Below are 22,147 nucleotides of genomic sequence, written 5' to 3'. Positions count from 1 at the left end.
TTCTCATTTGCTCTTCCAGCACAACACCCATAACGGGGAAAGGAAGTTACGTGCTCGACGTCAACTTCTTCGATGAACTTCGCATTGGCCTTGCCACTGCGGACGACATCCGTCAGTGGTCCTACGGCGAGGTCAAGAAGCCGGAGACCATCAACTACCGCACGCTCAAGCCCGAGAAGGACGGCCTCTTCTGCGAGAAGATCTTCGGCCCCACTCGGGACTGGGAGTGCTACTGCGGCAAGTACAAGCGCGTCCGCTTCAAGGGCATCATCTGTGAGCGTTGTGGCGTCGAGGTCACTCGCGCCAAGGTGCGTCGTGAGCGCATGGGCCACATCGAACTGGCCGCTCCGGTCACGCACATCTGGTACTTCAAGGGTGTGCCGTCGCGTCTGGGCTACCTGCTCGACCTGGCTCCGAAGGATCTCGAGAAGATCATCTACTTCGCTGCCTACGTCATCACCACGGTCGACGACGAGCTCCGTCACAACGAGCTCTCGACGCTCGAGGCCGAGATGGAGGTCGAGAAGAAGGCCGTCGCAGATCAGCGCGACGCCGATCTCGAGGCTCGTGCGCAGAAGCTCGAAGCCGACATCGCCGAGCTCGAAGCCGAGGGTGCCAAGTCCGACGTGCGCCGCAAGGTCAAGGACGGCGGCGAGCGCGAGATGCGTCAGCTCCGTGACCGCGCACAGCGTGAGCTCGATCGTCTCGAAGAGATCTGGACCACGTTCACCAAGCTTGCTCCCAAGCAGCTCATCGTCGACGAGCTCATCTACCGCGAGCTCATCGACCGGTACGGCGAGTACTTCACCGGTGCCATGGGTGCCGAGTCGATCCAGAAGCTCATGCAGACCTTCGACATCGACGCCGAGGCGGAGTCTCTTCGCGAGACCATCCGCAGTGGCAAGGGTCAGAAGAAGCTGCGCGCGCTCAAGCGTCTGAAGGTCGTTGCCGCATTCCAGGCCGGCCGTAACTCGCCGATGGGCATGGTCCTGGACGCTGTCCCGGTCATCCCACCGGAGCTTCGTCCGATGGTGCAGCTCGACGGTGGCCGTTTCGCGACGTCCGACCTGAACGACCTGTACCGCCGCGTCATCAACCGCAACAACCGCCTCAAGCGTCTGATCGATCTCGGTGCTCCCGAGATCATCGTCAACAACGAGAAGCGGATGCTGCAGGAGTCGGTCGACGCCCTGTTCGACAACGGCCGTCGTGGACGTCCGGTCACCGGACCGGGTAACCGCCCGCTGAAGTCGCTCTCCGACTTGCTCAAGGGCAAGCAGGGACGATTCCGTCAGAACCTCCTCGGCAAGCGCGTCGACTACTCGGGCCGTTCGGTCATCGTCGTCGGTCCCCAGCTGAAGCTGCACCAGTGTGGTCTGCCGAAGTTGATGGCACTCGAGCTGTTCAAGCCGTTCGTGATGAAGCGCCTGGTGGATCTGAACCACGCGCAGAACATCAAGTCGGCCAAGCGCATGGTCGAGCGTCAGCGTCCGCAGGTGTGGGACGTTCTCGAAGAGGTCATCGCCGAGCACCCCGTGCTGCTGAACCGTGCACCCACCCTGCACCGGTTGGGCATCCAGGCGTTCGAGCCGCAGCTCGTCGAGGGCAAGGCCATCCAGCTGCACCCGCTCGTGTGTGAGGCGTTCAACGCCGACTTCGACGGTGACCAGATGGCTGTCCACCTCCCGCTGTCCGCCGAGGCTCAGGCCGAGGCACGCGTGCTGATGCTGTCCTCGAACAACATCCTCTCGCCGGCATCGGGCCGTCCGCTCGCCATGCCGCGTCTGGACATGGTGACGGGTCTGTACCACCTGACGCGTCTGGACGCCGGTGCTGTCGGCGAGCGCGTCGATGCATCGACCGATCAGGCCGAGTTCGGGGCGTACTCCTCCCCGGCCGAGGCTCAGATGGCCGTCGATCGTGGATCGCTCACAGTGCAGTCGCAGATTCGGGTTCGTCTCACCACGCAGCGCCCGCCGCGTGACATCGAGAACGAGCTGTTCCCCGAGGGCTGGAACCGCGGCGAGGCATGGACCGCGGAGACCACTCTGGGACGCGTGCTCTTCAACGAGCTGCTCCCGGCGGACTACCCGTTCGTCAACGAGCAGATGCCGAAGAAGCGTCAGTCGACCATCATCAACGATCTCGCCGAGCGTTACCCGATGATCGTCGTTGCGCAGACCGTCGACAAGCTCAAGGACGCAGGCTTCTACTGGGCCACGCGTTCGGGTGTCACCATCTCGATCTCCGACGTCCTCGTGCCGCCGGAGAAGCCGCAGATCATGGAGACCTTCGAGGCTCAGGCCGATCAGATCGAGAAGAAGTACCAGCGTGGCGCACTCGACAAGGTCGAGCGCAACTCCGCACTGGTCAAGATCTGGCAGGACGCGACCGAGCAGGTCGGTAAGGCCATGGAGGCCCACTTCCCCGACGACAACCCGATCCCGATGATCGTGAAGTCCGGCGCAGCCGGAAACATGACTCAGGTTCGCTCGCTCGCCGGCATGAAGGGCTTGGTGACGAACCCGAAGGGTGAGTTCATCCCGCGTCCGATCAAGTCTTCCTTCAAGGAAGGCCTGACGGTCCTCGAGTACTTCATCAACACGCACGGTGCTCGTAAGGGTCTGGCCGACACGGCGCTTCGTACCGCCGACTCGGGCTACCTGACGCGTCGTCTGGTCGACGTCTCGCAGGATGTCATCGTTCGGGAAACCGACTGTGGCACCGAGCGCGGCATCGTCACGACGATCGCCGAGAAGATGGCCGACGGCAAGATGATCCGCGACGCTCACGTCGAGACCAGCACGTACGCCCGCACCTTGGCGAACGACGCTGTCGACGAGAACGGCACGGTCATCGTCGCTCGCGGACACGATCTCGGTGACCCGGCCATCGACGCGCTGCTCGCTGCGGGCATCACGTCGGTCAAGGTTCGCTCGGTGCTCACCTGCACCACGGGTACCGGCGTCTGCGCCACCTGCTACGGCCGCTCGATGGCCACCGGCAAGCTGGTCGACATCGGTGAGGCCGTCGGTATCGTTGCCGCACAGTCCATCGGTGAGCCCGGAACCCAGCTGACCATGCGTACCTTCCACCAGGGTGGTGTCGCCGGAGATGACATCACCGGTGGTCTGCCTCGCGTGCAGGAGCTGTTCGAGGCACGTGTGCCGAAGGGCAAGGCTCCGATCGCGGACGTGTCGGGACGCATCCAGCTCGAGGACGGCGATCGTTTCTACAAGATCACCATCGTCCCGGACGACGGCGGCGAAGAGGTTGTCTACGACAAGCTCTCCAAGCGTCAGCGTCTGCGCGTCTTCAAGCACGACGACGGCACCGAGCGCCTTCTGGCGGACGGTGACCACGTCGAGGTCGGCCAGCAGCTCATGGAAGGTGCTGCCGATCCGCACGAGGTGCTGCGCGTGATGGGTCCTCGTCAGGTGCAGATCCACTTGGTCAACGAGGTCCAGGAGGTGTACCGGTCGCAGGGTGTGTCGATTCACGACAAGCACATCGAGACGATCGTGCGCCAGATGCTCCGTCGCGTGACGATCATCGACAGCGGCTCCACCGAGTTCCTGCCCGGTTCACTCACCGAGCGCAGCGAATTCGAGTCGAGCAACCGTCGCGTCGTCTCCGAGGGTGGCGAGCCCGCAGCCGGACGTCCGGTCCTGATGGGTATCACCAAGGCGTCGCTGGCCACCGACTCGTGGCTATCGGCTGCGTCCTTCCAGGAGACCACTCGTGTGCTCACCGATGCGGCGATCAACTGCCGCAGCGACAAGCTCATAGGTCTCAAGGAGAACGTCATCATCGGTAAGCTCATCCCGGCTGGTACCGGCATCAACCGGTACCGGAACATCACGGTGCAGCCGACCGAAGAGGCGCGTGCCGCGGCATACGCGGTGCCGTCGTACGACGATCAGTACTACAGCCCGGACGGCTTCGGCCAGGGAACCGGTGCTGCAGTGCCGCTCGACGACTACGGTTTCTCCAACGAATACCGCTAGAGCGACTTCGTCGCACGTGAGCGGAACTTCGTAGCCCACTACGAGTTTCCACTCACGACGACAGGGCGTGACCAACAAAGCCCCGCACCGACTTCGGTCGGTGCGGGGCTTTGTTCTATGTGGAGGGGGCGCGGTGAGTTTCCCGCGGCACTCGAGTCGGTACCGGTATGACCGAGCAAACACCCAGCACAATCGTGAACATCGGCGTGGCCATGTTCACTGTCGCCGATCAGGACGCCGCCCTCGATTTCTACTCCCGCGTTCTCGGGTTCGAAATTCGCGGTGATCTGCGGTTCGACCCCGAGGGCGAGTACCGGTGGCTGGAAGTGGCCCCGCCGGGCTCGACGGCGCGGCTCGCCCTGAACCCGCCGATGGGAGGTACGCCCGGCGGTGGGTCCATCGGTGTCGAGACTGCCGATGTCGCGGCCGAGCACAAGCGGCTCAGCGCTCTCGGCGGCATCGATCTCGACGACTTCATGGAAGAGGTGGACGGCGTGCCGCCGATGTTCGCCTTGCGTGATCCCGACGGCAATTCGATCTGGGTCGTACAGACCTGATCCGGTCAGCCGACAACCTACGCGCGCTGCGATCGCGCCGCCGCTGCAACACCGATGAATGCCAGCGCCGCAAAGGTGAACAGCAGCAACTGCGCCGATCGCAGCGTCGATGGTTCCCCGAGATTCACCAGGACGCCCGCGAGAGCTGCTCCGAAGGCGTTGGCGATCAGTTGGACGGTGTTGATCGCGGCCGACGCTCGTGCGCCTTCGCCCGGTTCGGCGACCGATGTCATGGCACCGACGGCCAAGTGTGGCCACGCGATCCCGATTCCGAAGCCCGCGACGAGCAGACCCACTACCCACGTGGTGATCGAACCGGGACCTGCCTGGTCGGTGAGAAACGCTGCCACGATGCACAATCCGGCGGCGACGAGGATCGGGCCGGCGATGACGATGCGTCGCACGGCGCGTGGAGCGGTGGCCGACGCGCTCGGTATCTCGCCGAGGGTCCACCCGAGCGCCAGTGCGGCTCCAAGGAATCCGGCGGCCAGCGGTGCCAATCCGGCGAGACGTTGGCCGAACAGTGGGATGAAGGTCTCCACCGTGGACGCGACGGCGAGGACGACGATGGTCAGGTATATCCATTTCAGTGCGGACGCGCCGAAGGTCGACGGGGGGAGCACGCCGTGCGGTGCGCGACGGTCGGCGGCCACGAAGGCGATCAGCAGGAGTACTCCTCCCAGGACCATTGCCGCGGTGATCGCGAGGTTGGAGACCACGCCGGCGATGCTCACCAGTAGGGCAGCTGTGGTGAGCAGGGTCAGCGACAGTGTCGGTACCGGGCTGGGTTCGGTGGCCTCAGCGGTGTGGGCGGGCAGTGCTCGCGGGACGAGGGCAGCCATGGCCAGAGCTGCGAGAACGAGCACACCGAAGGCCATTCGCCAGGCTCCGAATTGCGCAAAGATGCCGCCGACGGCCGGTCCGGCGAACGTTCCCACACCCCACATGGCCGAGACCAGAGCCGCACCTCGCGTCCAGAGATGTTGCGGCAGCGCGGCATTGATGACGGCGTAGCCGAGTCCGGCCAATAGGCCACCTCCTGCGCCCTGAATTGTGCGGCCCACCAGTAAGAGTTCCATCGTGGGGCTGACGGCACACACAACGGTGCCGAGAGCGAAGACCGTCAGGCCGATCAGGTAGGCACCGCGAGGTCCGCGGGCGGCCAGAACTTTGCTGACCAGCATCGAGGAGATAACGGACGCAACGAGGAAAACCGTTGCAGTCCAGGCGTAGTAGCGCTGGCCGCCGATCTCGTCGATGGCCGTGGGGAGCAGGCTGGTCGTCAGGTAGACGTTCGTGGCGTACAGCGCGACGCCGCCGGCGAGAACGGTTGCGGTGCCGATGTAGCGAGCGCCGAGTAGCTGTCGCCAGGTTCCGGTCGTGGATTCGGTGGGGGAGTGCATGGTGTGGAAGGTTAGGATCTCGAGTGCACTCGAGGTCAAATCGTCGTGTCGGCTGGGAGGCAGCATGATCCGTATCAGTGACGAACTGTTGTCCATCGGGGAGGTCGCGGCCAGAACCGGTGCCGCAGTGTCTGCGGTTCGGTACTACGAGACTCTCGGGCTCGTTCCCGCCGAGCGGACGGCGGGCAACGTCCGAAAGTTCCCCCGTCATGCGATTCGACGGATCTCGCTGATTCAGGTGGCGGTGCGGTTCGGAATACCGCTTGCCGAGGTGGCCGAGGTCTTTGCGTCCCTACCGTCGGGGCGCACCCCGAACAAGCGCGACTGGGCCAAGATTTCGGTTGCATGGAACCAGCGGTTGGAGGATCGGAAGCAGTCGATTGCGCGGATGCAGGAGCAACTCACCGGCTGCATCGGCTGCGGATGTCTCTCCCTGAACAAATGCAGTCTGCTCAATCCAGGCGACGAGCTGGGCAACGCGGGCCCCGGGGCGCGGCTCATCTGACGCGTACGTCGGCCGTGGCGAGCCCTTCGGGTAGCCGTCTATGTCTGGTCGGTTATGCCTGGTCGATGAACGTGTACAGCTCGGCGATCAGGTTGTCCTTCGCGACGACGAAGTCCTGCCCCGAGACTACGGCGGGGGCGTCGGGCGGCGACAGTGCCCAGGAGATTCGGGCGACGTCACCCAGGGCGGTGGGCTCGGTGGTGACGGCGAACGTCAGACCCTCGGATGGACCGACCAGCGCTCGAATCGCCTCGATGACCGACTCTCTCCCGGTGGCGGTGTTCTCGGCGTCGTAGAAGACCGCGTCCGGGTGATACATGGACTCGATGAGTTCGCGTCGTTTCGCGTCGTCGTTCGTGTTGAATACTTCGACGACGTTGCGGCGTGCCAGCTCTGCGGGAGTGCTGCGATCCATGGTGTGCCCCTAGGGTTGGTGGTGGGGGTTCGGTGCCCCGGACCCAGCATCGCAGAAAGTACGTGACATGTCACCCAGTAAAGCCGAAAGCACTCCGTGGTTGACGCCCACCGAGGAATCGGCGTGGCGCGCCTACATGGGGTTGTCGCTGCAGATGACGTTCGAGATGAACCGGCAGCTGACCGAGGATCACGGTCTTTCCCTGGCCGACTATTCGGTGCTGGTCGCACTGGCGGACAGTCCCGACGGTCGTCGCCGGGTGACCGAACTGGCCGCCGAAATCGGCTGGGAGCGCAGCAGGGCCTCCCATCACCTCGCGCGGATGTCCGCACGAGGGCTCACCGATCGCACGGTCTCGACGACCGACGGGCGCGCCACGGATGCAGTGCTCACCGAAGCGGGCAGGACCGCTCTGGACGCAGCGGCGGCGGGGCACGTCGACGTGGTGCGTCGACTGTTCTTCGACGGGCTCGCACCCGAGGACATCGCCACTCTCGAACCGCTTCTCACTCGTCTGCGCGACCATGTGCGAGCCAACGGGACGCTGCCGCGGCCGCAGTGACGGAGGCGACACACGGAGTTCACCTGCCCGTCGGATCGATGACGAATGCAGTTGTCGGTCGCACGAGAGTCTCGGACAATGGTGAACCGAGGTAACGACGTCAGGATCGGTCGCGACATTTCTCTGCGGGCCGGGGCCACACGTCGACAGTTTCTGACGTGGAGTGCGTTGGTGGGGGCGCTGGCCTTCACGCCCGAGCTTGCGGGGACATCCGCGACTGCAGGTGCGCAGTCGGTGATCACCCCCGACTATCCCTTCCGTCTCGGTGTTGCTTCCGGCGATCCGTTGCCCGATTCGGTGGTGCTGTGGACCAGACTCGCCACCGACCCATTCGCCCCGCTGGGCGGGATGACGCCGGGTGTGGTGCCGGTCCAGTGGCAGATAGCCGCCGACGAAAAATTCGGCCGCATCGTGGCGCAGGGCATCGAGCCGGCAACCGAATTCGACGGTTGGTCCATTCACGTCGACGTGCGCGGGCTCGAGCCGGCGCGCGAATTCTTCTACCGTTTCCTGGTCGGCCCACATGCGAGTCCCGTCGGTCGCACCAAAACTGCACCCGCACTCGGGCAGCCGCTGAGCAAGCTCGATTTCGCGTGGGCCTCGTGCCAGAAGTGGGAGGACGGCTACTTCGGTGCGTACCAGGACCTGGCGGCCTCGAATCTCGATGTGGTGTTCTTTCTGGGCGACTACATCTACGAGTACGCGATCAAGAACGAGGGTGCGCGGGCGGGCGAGCCTCGCACCGAGTCGGCCGCTCGAGAAACCATGGTTCTCAGCGACTATCGCGACCGGTACGCGATGTACAAGGCAGACGAGAACCTGGCTGCCGCACATGCGTCGGCACCGTTCGTCTCGACGTTCGACGACCACGAGGTGGACAACAATTGGGCCTCGCAGATCAGCCAGGACAACGACGATCCACGAGAGTTCCTGCTACGCAGGGCCGATGCGTTCAAGGCGTGGTGGGAGAACACTCCGGTGCGCGCGAACCTGAGGCCCGTCGGCCCGGACATGAAGGTCTATCGCCGGTTCTCGTTCGGTGATCTGGTGGACTTCTCGGTGCTCGACACCCGGCAGTATCGCAGCGATCAGGCTCATGGAGACGGTGAGCACGCGCAGGACGCCGAGACGGCGGATCCGGCGCGCACCATCACCGGTGCAGCACAGGAACAATGGATACTCGACGGATTCGCGTCGCCGTCGAGATGGAACTTCCTGGCGCATCAGACGGTCATATCCGATCTCGCGCAGGGGCAGGGCAACGACCGGAAGGTCGGCATGGATCCGTGGAGCGGCTACGAGGCCTCGCGGCATCGAATTCTCGACGGAGCCCGGGATCGTGGCACGCAGAACGTGGCGTCGATCGTCGGCGACATCCACCGAACGATCGTCTCGGAGTTGCGCCGCGACTACCAGGATCAGGTCTCGCCCTTGCAGGGAGTCGAGATCGCCACCACGTCCATCGCGTCGGGCAAGGACGGTGCCGACATCGACTCCACCGGAACTGCCATCGCCGACGGTTCGCCGCACGTCAAGTACGGAAATGCCCGTCGTGGCTACCTGCGCAGCACCTTGACACCCACCGAATGGCGTTCGGAGGTCAGGGTTCTCGATGCCGTGTCGACGCCGGGTAAGCCGGTTCGCACAGCCATGACGGTCACCGTTCCCGAGGGGCGGCCGGAGATTCAGCTCGGGTAGCGCCTGGTGTCGCAGGCTCAATCCGTGCCGAATGTACGGACCATGGACCACACCTCGGGCCCCTCACTCGGTGCGGCGTGGCTCGAGACACGGAACCCGGCCCGCTCGTACAGGCGCACGTTTTGCAGATCCGACGTGTCCAAGGCCAACCCGGAGGTGCCACGTTGCCGTGCTTCGTCGACGGCCTTCTCGAGCAGTCGTCCGCCGATCCCGTGCCCTTGCCGATGCGGTTGCACACCAAGCGTTTCCAGTGTCCATGACCCCGGTGGTGATTCACTGGAGGACAGTCGATCGATCCGATCTCCGTGTAGTTCGATGATCCTCGCCATGGATTCGTCATCGGGTGGAGGGGCATCTGCGGGAAGTAGTGCCGCGACCCCGGCGTAATCCGCGGTGAGCAATACGATTCCGTGTCGATGCGCGTGTTGTAGGTACAGCTGCTGGAGTTCCTGCAGCGTGGCCAGGTAGTCATCGGCCGGGACCACCCATCGCGTCCATGGGTAGTCGGCAAATGCGTCGCGCAGTGTATCGGCCGCAAGCAGCAGATCGTGATTTTCGGCAAGTCGGGTGGCGGGATGGTGCATGGGTAAACCTCTGGACAGACGGCTCAGCGACCGTCGGCGATGATCTGTGCGACGTTGCGTTCGGCGAGTGCGGTGATGGTCAGCGACGGGTTGGCGGCACCGGTGCTGCCCGGGATCAGGGCACCGTCGACGACGTAGAGCCCGGGGTGGCCCTTGACGCGACCGTAATCGTCGGTGGCGTCGCCGAGTACTGCGCCGCCCAGGGGGTGCGCGGTGAAGGTGTCGTCGACATCGCGGGTGAAGGGTTCGGCGGCGACGATGGTGCCGCCGGCCTGGGCCATGCGGTTCTGAACGGCACGCAGGGCCTCGACGGTGTCGCGGCTGCCGCCCTTGGGCCAGTTGAGGGTCAGTTTGTTTGCAGCGGAATCGAATCCGAAGTTTCCGCGCAAGGGGTCGATGGTCATACCGAGTGAGCCGAGGAAGCCCATGTTCACGGGAACGCCTGGGGTGTACCAGTTCTCGACGGTCAGGGGCAGTCCGGAGTCGTCGACGATGCGGGACGCGCAGGGCGCAGCTTGCGGGCCGGCAGACATCGGTCCGAGGGACCTGGTCATCGAGGCGTCGCCGTTGGTGCCCCAGCCGGTGCCGACGAATTCGTTGAGGTTCGACAATGCGCCGGTGGTGCGTGCGCGCATCAACAGTTCGGTGGTGCCGATGGATCCGGCCCCGAGGACGAGGGTGTCGCACGTGAGTGTCCGGGTCTCGACGATGTTGCCGAACGGGTCGAGGCGTTCGATGTCGACGCGGTAGCGGCCGCCGGATTCGCTGCCGATCGCTGCGACGCGGTGGCTGTGGCACACCGTTGCGTTACCGGTGGCTTCGGCTTGGGGGATGTAGTTCTGGGTCAGGTCGTGCTTGGCACCGTTGGAGTTACCGAAGGTGCTTTCCCCGACTGTCGCGGACGGCCGGGATCGGCCGGCGATCTCGTCGCGCACGACGTTCCAGTTCCAGTTGCCGTCGACTGCTTCGGGGCGGAAGCCTGCACGGCGGGCGTGATCGTCCCAGGTCCGTGAGTGAGCGAAGTTGGGGCTGTTGTAGACGTCCTCGGGCATCGCCGACGGCCGGAGCATGGAACGGGCCTTCGGGTACCAGGTGGCTGCCATCTCGTCGTAGTTCAGGCGTCCGCCGAACGAGAGGTCGAAGAATTTCTTGTTCGGTGCGATGGTGACGCCGGTGTAGACCACGGAGCCGCCGCCGACGGCTGCGCCGCGCCAGACCGAGAGGTTCTCGTAGCGGGTGGTGTCGAGGACGCCGCCGAAGAGGTCGACCGGTCCGACGGGAAGACCGGTGATGTTGGTGAACGAGGTCTGCTGCCACAGTCCGCGGCCGTCGGCGGTCATGTCCGCCGTGAAGATTTCGCGCCAGGGGTCGCGCGGCCAGCGCAGTCCGCGCTCGAGGACGGTCACCGCGGTGCCGGCCTGAGCCATGCGTAGGGCGGCGGCGCTGGCTCCGAAGCCGGAACCGATGACGATGACGGGCGAGTGGTCCGGTGGTCGGGGAGGGTCGGCGAACAGTTCGGGCACCAGCGACCGGATGCGGTCTGCTCCGATCGGCAAAGCGCCGGCGACGGGGGATCCGGCCAGTCCGGTCGAACTCAGGACCGGGGCTGCAGCGGCACCGAGCATTCCGGCAGCGGCCAAACGCAACAGTTGCCTTCTATTCACGGCAGTACTTCCCCCTCGGACACCTCGCGGACAGCGCTCCCGATTCTGTCGTGTTTGCGACAAGAAAGCCAACGGTCCGGTCGTATTTCGGGACGGCTCCCAGCTCGGCCTCAGGTTTGCCTGCCAGACTCCGCTCATGGTGTCGGCATCGGTGGCTGTATTACTGCTCGTCGTGGTGGTCACGGGGGTCGTCGCGCACCTGGTCGACGGACGTGGGCAGCCGATGGCGGTCGCTGCGGCTTTGGCACATGTCCTCATGCTCGCGGCCGTGCCCGGAACTGTGTTGGCAGGTGTTGCCTTCGGTGGGTGGGGGCTGACGGCAGGATCGGCCGTCTCTGCCGCGGCGGTCGCGACCCAGTTCCGGCTCCGCTACCGCCGCGTCGCGCCGAGGCCCGACAACTCGGACCTGACGGTGCTGCACGCCAACATCTGGCTCGGCCAGGCCGATCCGGATGCGTTGATCGCGCTCGTCGAGCACCATCGTCCGGATGTGCTCACTCTCGTCGAGCTGACGCCCGAGGCCGATGCGAGTCTTCGACCCAGGCTGTCCGAGCTGTTACCGTACGCCCACGTGAGCGCCGGACCAGGAGGCAACGGAACCGGCATCTACAGCCGATTCCCACTCGCCGACCAGCAGCGGCACGACGGCTTCGTGACCGAAATGCTGTCGGCTCGGGTGCAGATGCGGGGTCGGCCGCTGGTGTTCGCGGTGCATCCAGTTCCGCCGTGGCCGCGGGAGCCGTCCGAATGGGTACGTGAGCTCGGGCTGCTTCGGCAGCTGCTGGCCAAGATCCCGGCCGACGACGGACCTGTCGTGGTGGCCGGGGACTTCAATGCCACGCAGGACCACCGGCGCTACCGCGATCTGCAGGACGGCCGATTCGTCGACGGCGCGGTGGCCACGGGAGCAGGCATGCTCAGGACGTATCCGGCGCACACCTGGCACCCGCCGGTCATTGCCATCGACCATGTTCTGGTGGCAGACATGGGAGTTCGTTCGGTCGAGGCCGTGACCGTCCCCGGCTCCGACCACCGCGGCATCCTGGCACGATTGGCTTTCTAACCGAACCAGGGCTTTCCGAACTAGGGCTGGGTCGGCAACTGCTGCAGCGACCACTTGTTGCCGTCGGGGTCCGCGAAGTACACGAATGTTCCCCAGCCCTCGTCCTTCGGCTCCTCGACGGTCAGGCCCACCGCGGTGAGGTGGTCGTAGGCCTCCTGGGCGCTGTCGACGACCATCAGAATGCCTGCGCCGGCACCGGGTTCGGCGTCGGTGATGCCTTCGCCGATAGCGATGGAGCACGCCGATCCCGGGGGAGTGAGTTGGACGTACCGAATGCCTTCCCACGGGCGTGCGTCGTGGTCGGCGTTGAACCCGATCGACGTGTAGAACTCCTTGGCGCGGTCGACGTCGGTGACAGGGACGGTGATGAGTTCGATCTTCATGGTGAGAGTCATGAAGCAAGGATGAGCCCCATTGCGGACATATTCGGTCCGCGATGAGCAGGTCGTTCCGAGAAATATGCCCGACGCCTCGCCGGTTGCAGCTGATGTGTTCTTCTCACTGCTCGACCGATCCCGCACGAGGGCAGGTGTCGACGACGCCGCGGCGCTCCGTCACACCGTCGAACGCGGTGTGCACGCCGAAAAGCTCGGGCTGCACCGGTTCTGGGTGGCCGAGCATCATGCTGTACTCGGCATCGCGTCGGGCGCGCCTGCGGTTCTCGCAGCGGCGGTGGCGTCGCAGACCTCGCGCATTCGCGTCGGGTCCGGCGGGGTGATGCTGCCCAATCATCAACCCCTGATCGTGGCCGAACAGTTTCTGATGCTGGAGTCGCTCTTTCCGGGCCGGATAGACCTGGGCGTCGGGCGTTCGCTCGGGTTCACCGAACCGGTGCGCGCCGCCCTGCGTCGAGACCGCGACGCTCCCGATACTTTCGAGGCCGACGTCGCCGAAGTGCGTTCGTATCTGGACGGGTCCGGTCCTGTGACCGCGCGGCCGGCAACTACGCCGCCGCCGATGTTCGTGCTCGCCACCGGTGCCGGTCTGGAGGTTGCTGCCCGTGCCGGGTTGCCGGTGGTCGTCGGGGGCCCGGTACTGCGCGGGAACGATCCACTGGCGCAGTATCGCAAGCACTTTCGGCCGAGTCCGCAACTGCCGGATCCGTACGTCGTCGTCTCGCTCGATGTGACGATCGCCGCGGACGCAGCAGATGCGCGCCGTTTCGCCCTCCCGGAGGCGTGGGCGATGGCGCGATCACGGCGCGAGGGTGAGTTCCCGGCGCTCGAACCCGCCTCGTCGATCGACGAAGCTCGGTGGACGCCGCGGACCAGAGATCGGATCGAATCCTCGTTGGAAGCAACCATCCTCGGCACGGCCGAGCAGGTCCGCCCACGGCTCGACGAGCTGATCGAGCGCACCGGCGCGGACGAGGTCATGGCCTCGACGTCGACGTTCGACCGGGCCGAACTGTTCGCCGCCGACGCCGCTTTCGCTCAGCTCTCCGGCGCAGTTTTTTGAACCGGCGCGGTGGGTTGAGCGGGAGCTGTATCTGCCAGCGCGGCAACCAGATCGCGTTGAATGTCGGTGGCCGGCACGGTCGCGTCGACCACTGCCGAGACCGGTAGTCGCAGCCGACGGTCGGCCTCGGTGCGAAACACCAGGCCGGTTTTGGGTGTGCTCTCGGCCGTGCTGGCGTAGAGGATCGACCAACACTGCGGGTGGTTGAGCAGTTCGGCGCTCGCGGTGTGATCGGACGCCACCGGCGGACCGAAGGTCAGTGGAAGCCCACTGCGTTTCATCTCACGCTCGATGACGCGGTGCAGCAAGATCTGCTCGCTTCGTTTGGGCAGCAGCAGCGGATATTCGGCGAGTTGGCTCAGGCTCGGGTTGGGTTCCCCGGCCAGGGGGTGGCCCTCTGCGAGGACGACGACGAGGTCCTCGGTCCACAGTTCGGTCACGTGCAGACCGGAGCGTTCGACGCTGCCGCGGATCAGTGCCACCTGGCAGTCGCCCGAGGTCACCGCTTCGATCTGTTCTGCGAATCGTTTGAGAACGAAGTCGATCTCGGCGTCGGGATGGCGTTCGCGTACCGCGACGATTGCGGAGATGGCGTTCGCGGCGAAGGTCATGTTTCCGGTGAGGCGGAGTTGGTTTCGACGCCTGGTCGTCAGCGCCAGAGCGGCCTGTTCGAGCTCCACCATGTGGCGGGCGATGGACACCAATTGTGCTCCGACGACGGTCAATCGGACTGTGCGTGAGGTGCGCTCGAACAGCGGCTCACCGATCTCGCGTTCGAGCTTGGAGATCTGCAGACTGATCGCTGATTGCGAGACGTAGCACCGCTCGGCGGCACGGGAGAAGTTGAGTTCTTCCCCGACCGCGAGGAAGTACTTCAGTTGCCGCAGCTCCACGGCCACCTCCATTCATGAGTTCTGCTCATGGATGCTATTTCAACTCTCGCGTTGATAGCGCAGGAACGGCGGAGTTTCATGGAGGTAGTTCGTCGATCTACAAGAAATGTGTGCTCGGAAAGGGAAGTGCTGTGAAAACGTACGACGTCGTCATCGTGGGTTCGGGATTCGGAGCGTTGGCCGCGGCCAAGGCTCTGGGCAAGGCCGGTGTGACGTTCTCTCTGATCTCCAGCACCACCGAGCACCTGTTCCAGCCGCTGCTCTACCAGGCGGCAACCGGGATGATCTCGACGGGCGAGATCGCCCCGCCCATCCGGCGCATTCTCGCGCAGTACGACTCCGCCGATGTGCGTCTGGGCCGAGTGGTCGACGTCGATCCCGAGAGTCATCAGGTCTCTTACGTCGGTGGCGGCGAACGCCACACCATCGGTTTCGGTCGCCTGATCGTCGCCACCGGGGCCACTCAGGCCTACTTCGGCCGCGACGAGTTCAAGGACCGCACCTTCGCGCTCAAGACCGTCGACGACGCGATCGCCCTGCGTGAGCAGATTCTGAGCTGCTACGAAAAGGCGCACCAGACATCCGATCTCGACGCGCGCAAGGAACTACTCAGCTTCGTGGTCGTCGGTGCAGGCGCGACCGGCGTCGAACTGGCCGGCCAGATCAGGGATCTCGCGCACCGATACTTCGCCGGCTCGTTCCCCGACATCGGACCCGACGACGTCACGGTCACCCTCGTCGACGGTGTGAAAGAGGTACTCCCCGCTTTCGGCGGCAAGCTCAGTGCCTATGCCCGCACCAAGCTCGAGAAGTCGGGCGTCGACGTCGTCACCGGTGCCATGGTGACCGATATCGCCGACGACGTCGTGACGGTGCAGGACGTAGATACGAAGACCTCGCGCACCTACCCGGCCAAGACCGTGATCTGGTCGGCCGGAGTTCAGGCGAGCGAGCTGGCGGCGACGATCGCCGAGCGCACCGGGTGCGAGACCGATCGGGCCGGTCGGTTGCTCGTGCACGACGACCTCACCGTCGGTACCGCGAAGGACATCTACGCGATCGGCGACGTGACCTCGCTGCACAAGCTGCCGGGACAGTCGCCGGTTGCGATGCAGCAGGGCCGCCATGTAGCCAAGACGATCATCGGAAAGGTCGACGCGGGAACGCCGTTCAAGTATGTGGACAAGGGCAGCATGTCGATCGTGGGCCGTTTCAGTGCGGTGGCTCGACTGTTCGGCAAGGTCGACATGTCCGGGCCGATCGCTTGGGTGATGTGGCTCGCGGTGCACCTGATGTACCTGGTGGGTTTCCGAAACCGTTACGTTGCGGTGGTGTCGTGGATGACGTCGTACATCGGCGACAAGCGACCGCACTTCCAGTACACCGACAAGTCCGGGTCGATGCTCGAACTTGCCGACGAGACATCGGACGACGAGGAACGTTCAGCGGCTTAGGATTCGGATAGGGCTAGCTGCCCACCAGACCGTTGCGGTAGGCCCAGATCACAACGTGCACTCGGGTGCTGACCTCGAGTTTGCGGCAGATGTTGCCGATGTGGGTCTTGACCGTACTCTGCTCGAGTTGCAGTGATCGGGCTATCTCGCTGTTGCCCAGCCCTGTCGCCAGCAATTGCACCACCTCCATCTCCCGGAGGCTCAGGTCGTGTTGTGGGGCAGTGCTTCTCGTCGATCGCTGTGGTGCCCCGCGTCGCGCGAACTCCGCAATCAACCGCGGGGTGATGCGCGGCGACAGGGCCGCTCCGCCGGCGGCGACGGTCGTCACGGCGTCGACGAGCTCGTCCGGATCGGCATCCTTGAGCAGAAATCCGGATGCACCGCTGTCGAGTGCGGCGAACACGTACTCGTCGAGATCGAAGGTGGTGACGACAATGATGCGAACATCGTCGAATCGCGCCAGGACTTCCCGTGTCGCGGTGAGTCCGTCGCCGTTCGGCATCCGAATGTCCATCAGTACGACGTCGGGCTGCAGCGCCGAGACCTGTTGAACTGCATGCCGTCCCGACGATGCGTGTCCGACGACCTCGATGGCGGAGTTGCCGGCCAGGAACAGCTCGAATCCCTGCCGAACCACGGGTTGATCATCGACGATCAGTACTCTGATCATGCCGGTACCCCGTCGGGGCGAGAGATCTTGCCGTCGACCGGTAGTCGCGCGCGCACCACCCAGCCTCTGCCGTCGGCCAGCTCATTCGGCCCGGCCTCCAGCGTCCCGCCGAACAGGGCTGCTCGCTCCCGCATGCCGGGAATGCCGAATCCCTGACCCAAGGAATCGTCATGACCGGAGGTGAGGGAGGCAATCGTGTTGGAAACGGTCACCTCGACATTCGAGGCTCCAGTGCTGACCTGGACCAGTGCGGCGCAACCGGGCGCGTGGCGTCGAGCATTGGACAGTGACTCCTGCACGATGCGAAAGCATGTCAGCTGCACCGCGCTGTCCGTTCGGGCTGCGTCGCCGGTGACGTCGAGGTCGATGGAGGCGAACGACATTCGAGACTGTTCGACGAGGTCGGTGATATCGGAGATCATGGGCTGTGGTGCGCCGCCGTCATTGTCGGTCGGACGCAGGATGCCGACAATTTGGCGGAGACTGTCGAGGGTGCGTTGACCGTGTCCGATTGCGCCGGTGAGTAGTTCGCGTGCCTGCTCGGGGTCGCTCGTGATCAGAGTCTTCGAAGCCTTGGCCTGGATGAGCATGCCGGTGAGGTGATGGGCTGCGACGTCGTGCAATTCGCGTGCCATGGTGCGCCGCTCGTTGTCCAGAGCTGTCTCCAGGCGTTCCCGGTGCGCCGATTCGGCCCGCCCCAATGCCGCCTCGCTCTCCAGTTCCTGGGCCCGGCCACGTGCGATGTATTTACCCAGCGCGATGAGCACCGTGTAGTTGATGGCCAGGTTGGCGATCTGTTCGGCCACCACTCCGACGGTGCCGCCAGGTCCGGCTGCGGCGTCGGGAAAGGACAGGCGTGTATCGACGCTGACCAGGATCTCCAGTATCAATCCTGCGCCGAGGGGAACGAAGAGTCGCGGGCCGCTCACGCGAATTGCCAACGCGGCGATGGCGAACCAGTACAGGGGAGTGAAACCCAAAGTGCGCTCGGGTAATACGAGGATGAGTGCCACGCTGATCGCGACCACAGCCGAGTACGAGAAGACAGGGTAGGTCCGGCGGACCCAGGTCGCCGCTGTCATCGCCAGTACTGCGAGGACGCTCACCGTGATCAGCGCCGGGCTCTCGACGAGTTCGTCTCTGGTGTCGCCGACCATGCCCGTCGAGAGTTGGAATGCGGCGTAGACGACGGTGGCCAGCAGCATCTCGACGGGCAGGACCACCGGATTACGCGGCCGCCAGGAAGGGCGAAACGTGTTCGGTATCCGGGACCTGCCCATCATCAGAGTCGACTCCGTTCTCCTGCAGTGTCTTTCGAGCGCCCAGGGCTCTTGGTTCCCAGCACCCACAGAGGTCCGGTGACGAACCAGAAGAACGTGATGACGCCGAGCGGTTGCACCACTGTTTTCAACGCTGCTGCCTGCTTCGAGTCTGCCACGGTAGCCGCCAGCACGTAGGTGATAGCCAGTGCGATCGCGGCAGCGCACAGCCATTTCACGAATCCTCGGATCTCGTTGCGGTAGGCCTGCGGTCCGGACTTGGGTGGCGTGGACGGTGCCGGTCCTCCCGCAAACCGGTGGGCGAAGCGCACGTCCAGCCAGGCCACGGTGGAGTGCGCGAACACGAGGGTCCAACCGAGGTAGATACCGGCGAGACGGTGAGCGAACTCGACCTCCCCACCGCGATGCAAGTCGACGGCGACGGCAGCGACGAGGACGAGATCGAGGACTGGAAGCAGAGCCAGCATGACGGTGCTGGCTCGCCGCATCCGTGCCAGGTAGCGCAAGCACAGGCCGCCCAGGACCAGCACCCAGAATCCGACTTCGCAGACGGCGATGGTGAGCAGAATCGGATTGTCCATGGGCCGATCTCACGCGAGTCGGCTCTGATGCGACACCCCTGCCGAGGCGTCGTAGCTGGTGATTCCTACCGACGTACGACGCGGCGGTCCACCGAAAGTCGTAGTAGGCCGCGCTACTGTGGAATCACGCATACGGGACACGAAGAGGGAGTCGACGATGGCAGGCAAGAAGATCGACAGAGTCCATGCACAGTCCGCGCTGGAAACGGTTCGCGAGAATCCCGGTATTGCATTGATTGCCGCCGCACCTGCATTGGTGGTGCTCGCGGTGGTGTGGTGGCTTCTCGGATTTCCTGCCGCGCTGATTCTGCTGATCGCCGCAGGCGGTGCCGGCTACCTGTATCTCCGGAACCGTTAGTCGGGTCTACGCGCCGTCGGAATCGGCGCGGGGGATGCAGAATTCGGTGATCGTGGCGGTACCTGCTGCCAGCTCGGCCCAGCTGCATTCGGTGGTCAGCACGGCGATCGCCGAGGTAGGGAAGCGGTGTCGCACTTCGCGGGCCACGTCGGTGTCGTCGTCGACGGCCAGTTCGAGTGCCGTCCACGGAATTCCGGGCTCGTGCCCGACGACCAACAGTGTCGAGACCGTCACGTCGTCGAAGTAGGTGTCCGCCAGTTTGATTTCGTCGATGATCTCGTCGGCCGAACCGCCGTAGATATCTCGCTCGAAGCGGGTGGGTGCATCGCCGAGGCCGGTGGCGGCCAAGGTCTCGCGAGTCCGCAGAGCCGTCGAGCACAACACGGCGTCGACGGAGCCGACATGCTCGGTGATCCAGGCTCCCGCCAGTCCTGCTTCCCGTTGGCCGCGTGGAGCCAGTGGCCGCTCGTGGTCGGGCACGCCGTCGGGGTAGCCGGATTTTCCGTGCCGCATCAGCACGAGAGTCCTAGTGGTCGCCATGCCGTCCACCGTAAACGGTCAGGGCAACCTCGTCGGGAACGACGTTCACCGGCTCGGGGAAAACGAACTTCCGCATTGCCCACCACCGGAAGGCGGTAGCGAGCAGGGTGCCGACAATGGAGCCACTGACGAAGTCCGCGATGTTCTCGGTGATGAAAGACACGTTGGGAGCGCGCAGATCCAGCACGTAACTCGACACCCAGAGCGGCAATTGGTTGATGGCCAGACCGGTCCCGGCGACGGCGAAGAACAGCGCTGCTTCGTGATGGCGACGTCGTCCGCCGCGGGCAGTGAACGACCATTCCCGGTTGAGGACGTAAGACACGATCGTCGCGATCAGCACGGCCAGAACATTGGCTGTCACCGGCTTGTCCTGCAGGATCGTCCACTTCAAGCCGAAGAACAGCACGACGGTGACGACGAAGGTGATTGCTCCGACGATGAGGAACTTCAGAGCCTCGGCGTGCTTGACGAGGGGCGCGAGCCAACGCTCGGGAACGTGGTCGGTGAGGCGGTCGGACACATGCATCCCATCGACGTTACCTCGAGTAACGGGTTGGGTAGCTCCATCAACGATAGGCTCGCGGCACTATGGGCCGCCCGAAAACCAGTGCTCGCTTGTCCGTTCTGATCGTCTTCTTCGTCAACGGCGCCGTGTTCGCCAACTGGGCACCCCGCATTCCCGAGATCCAGAACTCGTTGTCCATCGATGTTGCCACGCTGGGTCTCGCACTTGCAGGGGTCGGTGTCGGCGGGCTTGCCGCAGCACCCGTTGCAGCCGTGCTGGTCCACCGATTCGGTAGTAGGTGGGCTGTTCTCGCGTCGGGACTCTTGTTGTGCGGGGCGTTCGTGCTCCCCGCTGTGGCGGTGTCGTGGTGGACGTTGCTGGCAGCTCTGGTCCTGCTCGGCGGGGCCGACGCGGTGATGGACATTTCCATGAACGCACAGGGAGTGCTGGTCGAGGAGCGTGCCGGTCGGTCTCTACTCAGTGGCTTTCATGCCGCGTGGAGCGTCGGGGCTGTGGTGGGCGGAGTGACGGGTTCCGCGGCCGCGGGTGCTCGCCTTCCGGTCGTGGTGCACTTCGGCTGCGTTGCAGTGGTGTTGGTTCTCGCGCTCGCGGCGGTCGGCCGGGGTCTGCTGGGTCCGGACGCACGGCCGGACGAGTCCGCCGACGGGCCAACTCCTCAGCCGGCCGTCGGCCGTCCGATTGCGGCGCTGGCCATGCTCGGCGCGGTGGTTCTGCTGGCCGGCCTGATGGAGGATTTCCCGCAGTCCTGGAGCGCGGTGTACATGACGACCGAGCAGGGTGCCGGTCCTGGCGCTGCCGGTCTGGCGTTCGTGGCGTTCTCGGTGGCCATGTTGGTGGGACGCCTGGTGGGTGACCGGATAGTGGACCGCTTCGGACCGTCGTCGGTACTGACGGGTGGCGCAGCGCTGGTAGCGGTCGCATTTGCGGGCATCGCGGGGCTGTCGGTGCTCGCCGTCGACGTGCCTGTTCTGGTCATTGCCGCGTTCGCGGTCGCCGGCCTGGGGTCGAGTCCGCTGTTTCCCATCGTGTTCAGCCTGGCCGGACGGCTTCCCGGTGTGTCGTCGGCTGCGGCGATCTCGACCGTCTCGCTGATCTCGCGTGCCGGATTTCTGCTGGCACCGTTGGTGGTCGGGCGGGTCGTCGAGGCATCGGGCTTCGGGTCGGTATTGGCTGCGATCGCTGCTGCGGGCGTCGTCGTCGCGGTGATCGGGTGGCTCTACGGCCGCAGATTTCCCATCGACTCGGTTCAGGACTGCGGCTCCAGATAAGAGCGCAACAACCGACGCACCTCATCGGCCGTGAGTTGCTCGGGATACGTCACCGCCTGCAGTGTCAGTCCGTCGATGTAGGTATGCAGTTCGGCCGCGGCATGTTCGTCGACAGTGCTGTCGAATGTGAATGCGGGGGAGTTCGGTCGATCGAGATCGTGCAGGTGCGCCCACGCGAGCCGACAGAGGTAACGGCTGCCGAACCACCCGGCCGTCTTGAGGGCGGCGAGTCGCTCGTCGAATCTGGCACGCACGATCGCTTCCAGCCACACCGACGCCTCGGCACGGCGGTCCTCGTCGAGTGGCAGCATTTCCTCGAGGACTCGGATCGCGCGAACCAGGCCGTCGCCTCCGGCCGGATGCTCCTCCAACCGATGTACGACGCGTTGCGTCATGGCCTCGGCCGCGAAGAGGACAAGTTCTCCTTGATCGGAGAAGTAGTACCGCAGTGATCCAGGGGAGACGCCGGCTTCGGCAGCGACGCTACGTACCGTCGCCCCGTTCATTCCTGCTCGTTCGATGACGCGCCACACGGCGGCGACGATCTTCGCTCGGCGTGCGTCGTGGTCGACGATCTTCGGCATCGGTCTGTTCTAGCACGAGAGGATTTTTTTGACACGACTGTGTTGAAACCGTGTTACGGTACAGCTGTGTTAAT

Annotated in this window: 22 protein-coding genes; 10 read left to right on the top strand and 12 right to left on the bottom strand. The window is 64.8% G+C overall.

All coding sequences use genetic code 11. The features are described 5' to 3' along the window. Nucleotides 1–50 precede the first annotated feature (50 nt). On the top strand, nucleotides 51–4,007 hold the full coding sequence (locus tag E4P29_RS00945) for a DNA-directed RNA polymerase subunit beta' (protein WP_135041164.1): 3,957 nt from the start codon (nucleotides 51–53) through the stop codon (nucleotides 4,005–4,007). 167 nt (nucleotides 4,008–4,174) lie between these two features. After that, the gene (locus tag E4P29_RS00940) at nucleotides 4,175–4,564 is read left to right on the top strand and encodes a VOC family protein (RefSeq protein WP_135041162.1); all 390 of its coding nucleotides are present in this window, start codon (nucleotides 4,175–4,177) and stop codon (nucleotides 4,562–4,564) included. A gap of 17 nt (nucleotides 4,565–4,581) precedes the next feature. Here the strand turns inward: E4P29_RS00940 and E4P29_RS00935 are convergent, their stop codons facing one another. Next, nucleotides 4,582–5,967, bottom strand: coding sequence for an MFS transporter (locus tag E4P29_RS00935; protein WP_135041160.1), 1,386 nt, complete (start codon nucleotides 5,965–5,967; stop codon nucleotides 4,582–4,584). Between the two features lie 67 nt (nucleotides 5,968–6,034). Between E4P29_RS00935 and soxR the strand changes: the two genes are divergently transcribed. After that, nucleotides 6,035–6,472: a redox-sensitive transcriptional activator SoxR gene (soxR, locus tag E4P29_RS00930; RefSeq protein WP_209205284.1), complete on the top strand. Its 438-nt coding sequence runs from the start codon at nucleotides 6,035–6,037 to the stop codon at nucleotides 6,470–6,472. A 52-nt stretch (nucleotides 6,473–6,524) separates the two neighbouring features. Here the strand turns inward: soxR and E4P29_RS00925 are convergent, their stop codons facing one another. Next, entirely contained in the window at nucleotides 6,525–6,887 is a 363-nt protein-coding gene (locus E4P29_RS00925) for a nuclear transport factor 2 family protein (protein WP_135041125.1), read from the bottom strand. A gap of 67 nt (nucleotides 6,888–6,954) precedes the next feature. Between E4P29_RS00925 and E4P29_RS00920 the strand changes: the two genes are divergently transcribed. After that, the gene (locus E4P29_RS00920) at nucleotides 6,955–7,449 is read left to right on the top strand and encodes a MarR family winged helix-turn-helix transcriptional regulator (RefSeq protein WP_135041123.1); all 495 of its coding nucleotides are present in this window, start codon (nucleotides 6,955–6,957) and stop codon (nucleotides 7,447–7,449) included. A 78-nt stretch (nucleotides 7,450–7,527) separates the two neighbouring features. Beyond that, the gene (locus E4P29_RS00915; RefSeq protein ID WP_135041121.1) at nucleotides 7,528–9,147 is read left to right on the top strand and encodes an alkaline phosphatase D family protein; all 1,620 of its coding nucleotides are present in this window, start codon (nucleotides 7,528–7,530) and stop codon (nucleotides 9,145–9,147) included. A gap of 17 nt (nucleotides 9,148–9,164) precedes the next feature. Here the strand turns inward: E4P29_RS00915 and E4P29_RS00910 are convergent, their stop codons facing one another. Further along, on the bottom strand, nucleotides 9,165–9,731 hold the full coding sequence (locus tag E4P29_RS00910; protein ID WP_135041119.1) for a GNAT family N-acetyltransferase: 567 nt from the start codon (nucleotides 9,729–9,731) through the stop codon (nucleotides 9,165–9,167). A gap of 23 nt (nucleotides 9,732–9,754) precedes the next feature. Continuing rightward, nucleotides 9,755–11,356, bottom strand: coding sequence for a GMC oxidoreductase (locus E4P29_RS00905; RefSeq protein WP_245154127.1), 1,602 nt, complete (start codon nucleotides 11,354–11,356; stop codon nucleotides 9,755–9,757). A gap of 190 nt (nucleotides 11,357–11,546) precedes the next feature. Between E4P29_RS00905 and E4P29_RS00900 the strand changes: the two genes are divergently transcribed. Further along, nucleotides 11,547–12,458, top strand: coding sequence for an endonuclease/exonuclease/phosphatase family protein (locus E4P29_RS00900; protein WP_167735349.1), 912 nt, complete (start codon nucleotides 11,547–11,549; stop codon nucleotides 12,456–12,458). 20 nt (nucleotides 12,459–12,478) lie between these two features. Here the strand turns inward: E4P29_RS00900 and E4P29_RS00895 are convergent, their stop codons facing one another. Continuing rightward, a complete protein-coding gene (locus E4P29_RS00895) occupies nucleotides 12,479–12,853 on the bottom strand; it encodes a VOC family protein (protein ID WP_135041114.1) in 375 nt (124 codons plus the stop codon). 94 nt (nucleotides 12,854–12,947) lie between these two features. Between E4P29_RS00895 and E4P29_RS00890 the strand changes: the two genes are divergently transcribed. Then, complete coding sequence (locus E4P29_RS00890; protein ID WP_209205283.1) at nucleotides 12,948–13,916, top strand: MsnO8 family LLM class oxidoreductase; 969 nt, start codon at nucleotides 12,948–12,950, stop codon at nucleotides 13,914–13,916. Here E4P29_RS00890 and E4P29_RS00885 read toward each other — a convergent pair. After that, nucleotides 13,892–14,809 (bottom strand): LysR substrate-binding domain-containing protein, encoded by a 918-nt coding sequence (locus E4P29_RS00885; RefSeq protein WP_135041111.1) that lies wholly within the window; start codon nucleotides 14,807–14,809, stop codon nucleotides 13,892–13,894. The two genes, E4P29_RS00890 and E4P29_RS00885, sit on opposite strands and share 25 nt — an antisense overlap. 131 nt (nucleotides 14,810–14,940) lie before the next feature. Here E4P29_RS00885 and E4P29_RS00880 point away from each other — a divergent pair, with 131 nt between their 5' ends. After that, nucleotides 14,941–16,263, top strand: coding sequence for an NAD(P)/FAD-dependent oxidoreductase (locus tag E4P29_RS00880; protein WP_135041109.1), 1,323 nt, complete (start codon nucleotides 14,941–14,943; stop codon nucleotides 16,261–16,263). Between the two features lie 13 nt (nucleotides 16,264–16,276). Here the strand turns inward: E4P29_RS00880 and E4P29_RS00875 are convergent, their stop codons facing one another. The 3 genes from E4P29_RS00875 to E4P29_RS00865 are packed head-to-tail and all read right to left on the bottom strand — an operon-like array spanning nucleotide 16,277 to nucleotide 18,794. Beyond that, nucleotides 16,277–16,933 (bottom strand): response regulator transcription factor, encoded by a 657-nt coding sequence (locus E4P29_RS00875; protein WP_135041107.1) that lies wholly within the window; start codon nucleotides 16,931–16,933, stop codon nucleotides 16,277–16,279. Further along, nucleotides 16,930–18,216: a histidine kinase gene (locus E4P29_RS00870; protein ID WP_135041105.1), complete on the bottom strand. Its 1,287-nt coding sequence runs from the start codon at nucleotides 18,214–18,216 to the stop codon at nucleotides 16,930–16,932. Before E4P29_RS00870 ends, E4P29_RS00875 begins: the two co-directional genes overlap by 4 nt. Beyond that, nucleotides 18,216–18,794, bottom strand: a complete 579-nt coding sequence (locus E4P29_RS00865; protein ID WP_135041103.1) for a hypothetical protein — start codon at nucleotides 18,792–18,794, stop codon at nucleotides 18,216–18,218. Before E4P29_RS00865 ends, E4P29_RS00870 begins: the two co-directional genes overlap by 1 nt. A 157-nt stretch (nucleotides 18,795–18,951) precedes the next feature. Here E4P29_RS00865 and E4P29_RS00860 point away from each other — a divergent pair, with 157 nt between their 5' ends. Further along, the gene (locus E4P29_RS00860) at nucleotides 18,952–19,152 is read left to right on the top strand and encodes a membrane protein (protein ID WP_027498199.1); all 201 of its coding nucleotides are present in this window, start codon (nucleotides 18,952–18,954) and stop codon (nucleotides 19,150–19,152) included. A 6-nt stretch (nucleotides 19,153–19,158) separates the two neighbouring features. Here the strand turns inward: E4P29_RS00860 and E4P29_RS00855 are convergent, their stop codons facing one another. Both E4P29_RS00855 and E4P29_RS00850 read right to left on the bottom strand, forming a co-directional pair. Further along, nucleotides 19,159–19,692, bottom strand: coding sequence for a histidine phosphatase family protein (locus tag E4P29_RS00855; protein WP_135041101.1), 534 nt, complete (start codon nucleotides 19,690–19,692; stop codon nucleotides 19,159–19,161). Further along, on the bottom strand, nucleotides 19,679–20,221 hold the full coding sequence (locus E4P29_RS00850) for a GtrA family protein (RefSeq protein WP_027498197.1): 543 nt from the start codon (nucleotides 20,219–20,221) through the stop codon (nucleotides 19,679–19,681). Before E4P29_RS00850 ends, E4P29_RS00855 begins: the two co-directional genes overlap by 14 nt. An 89-nt stretch (nucleotides 20,222–20,310) precedes the next feature. Between E4P29_RS00850 and E4P29_RS00845 the strand changes: the two genes are divergently transcribed. Continuing rightward, on the top strand, nucleotides 20,311–21,489 hold the full coding sequence (locus E4P29_RS00845) for an MFS transporter (protein WP_167735348.1): 1,179 nt from the start codon (nucleotides 20,311–20,313) through the stop codon (nucleotides 21,487–21,489). Here E4P29_RS00845 and E4P29_RS00840 read toward each other — a convergent pair. Beyond that, nucleotides 21,468–22,073, bottom strand: a complete 606-nt coding sequence (locus E4P29_RS00840; protein WP_135041097.1) for a TetR family transcriptional regulator C-terminal domain-containing protein — start codon at nucleotides 22,071–22,073, stop codon at nucleotides 21,468–21,470. The two genes, E4P29_RS00845 and E4P29_RS00840, sit on opposite strands and share 22 nt — an antisense overlap. Between the last annotated feature and the right edge of the window lie 74 nt (nucleotides 22,074–22,147).

The sequence above is a fragment of the Rhodococcus sp. 1R11 genome, assembly GCF_004563845.1.
Lineage (GTDB): Bacteria > Actinomycetota > Actinomycetes > Mycobacteriales > Mycobacteriaceae > Rhodococcoides.
Note: the sequence above shows the minus strand (reverse complement) of the source record. Positions and strands in the feature narration are given on the sequence as shown.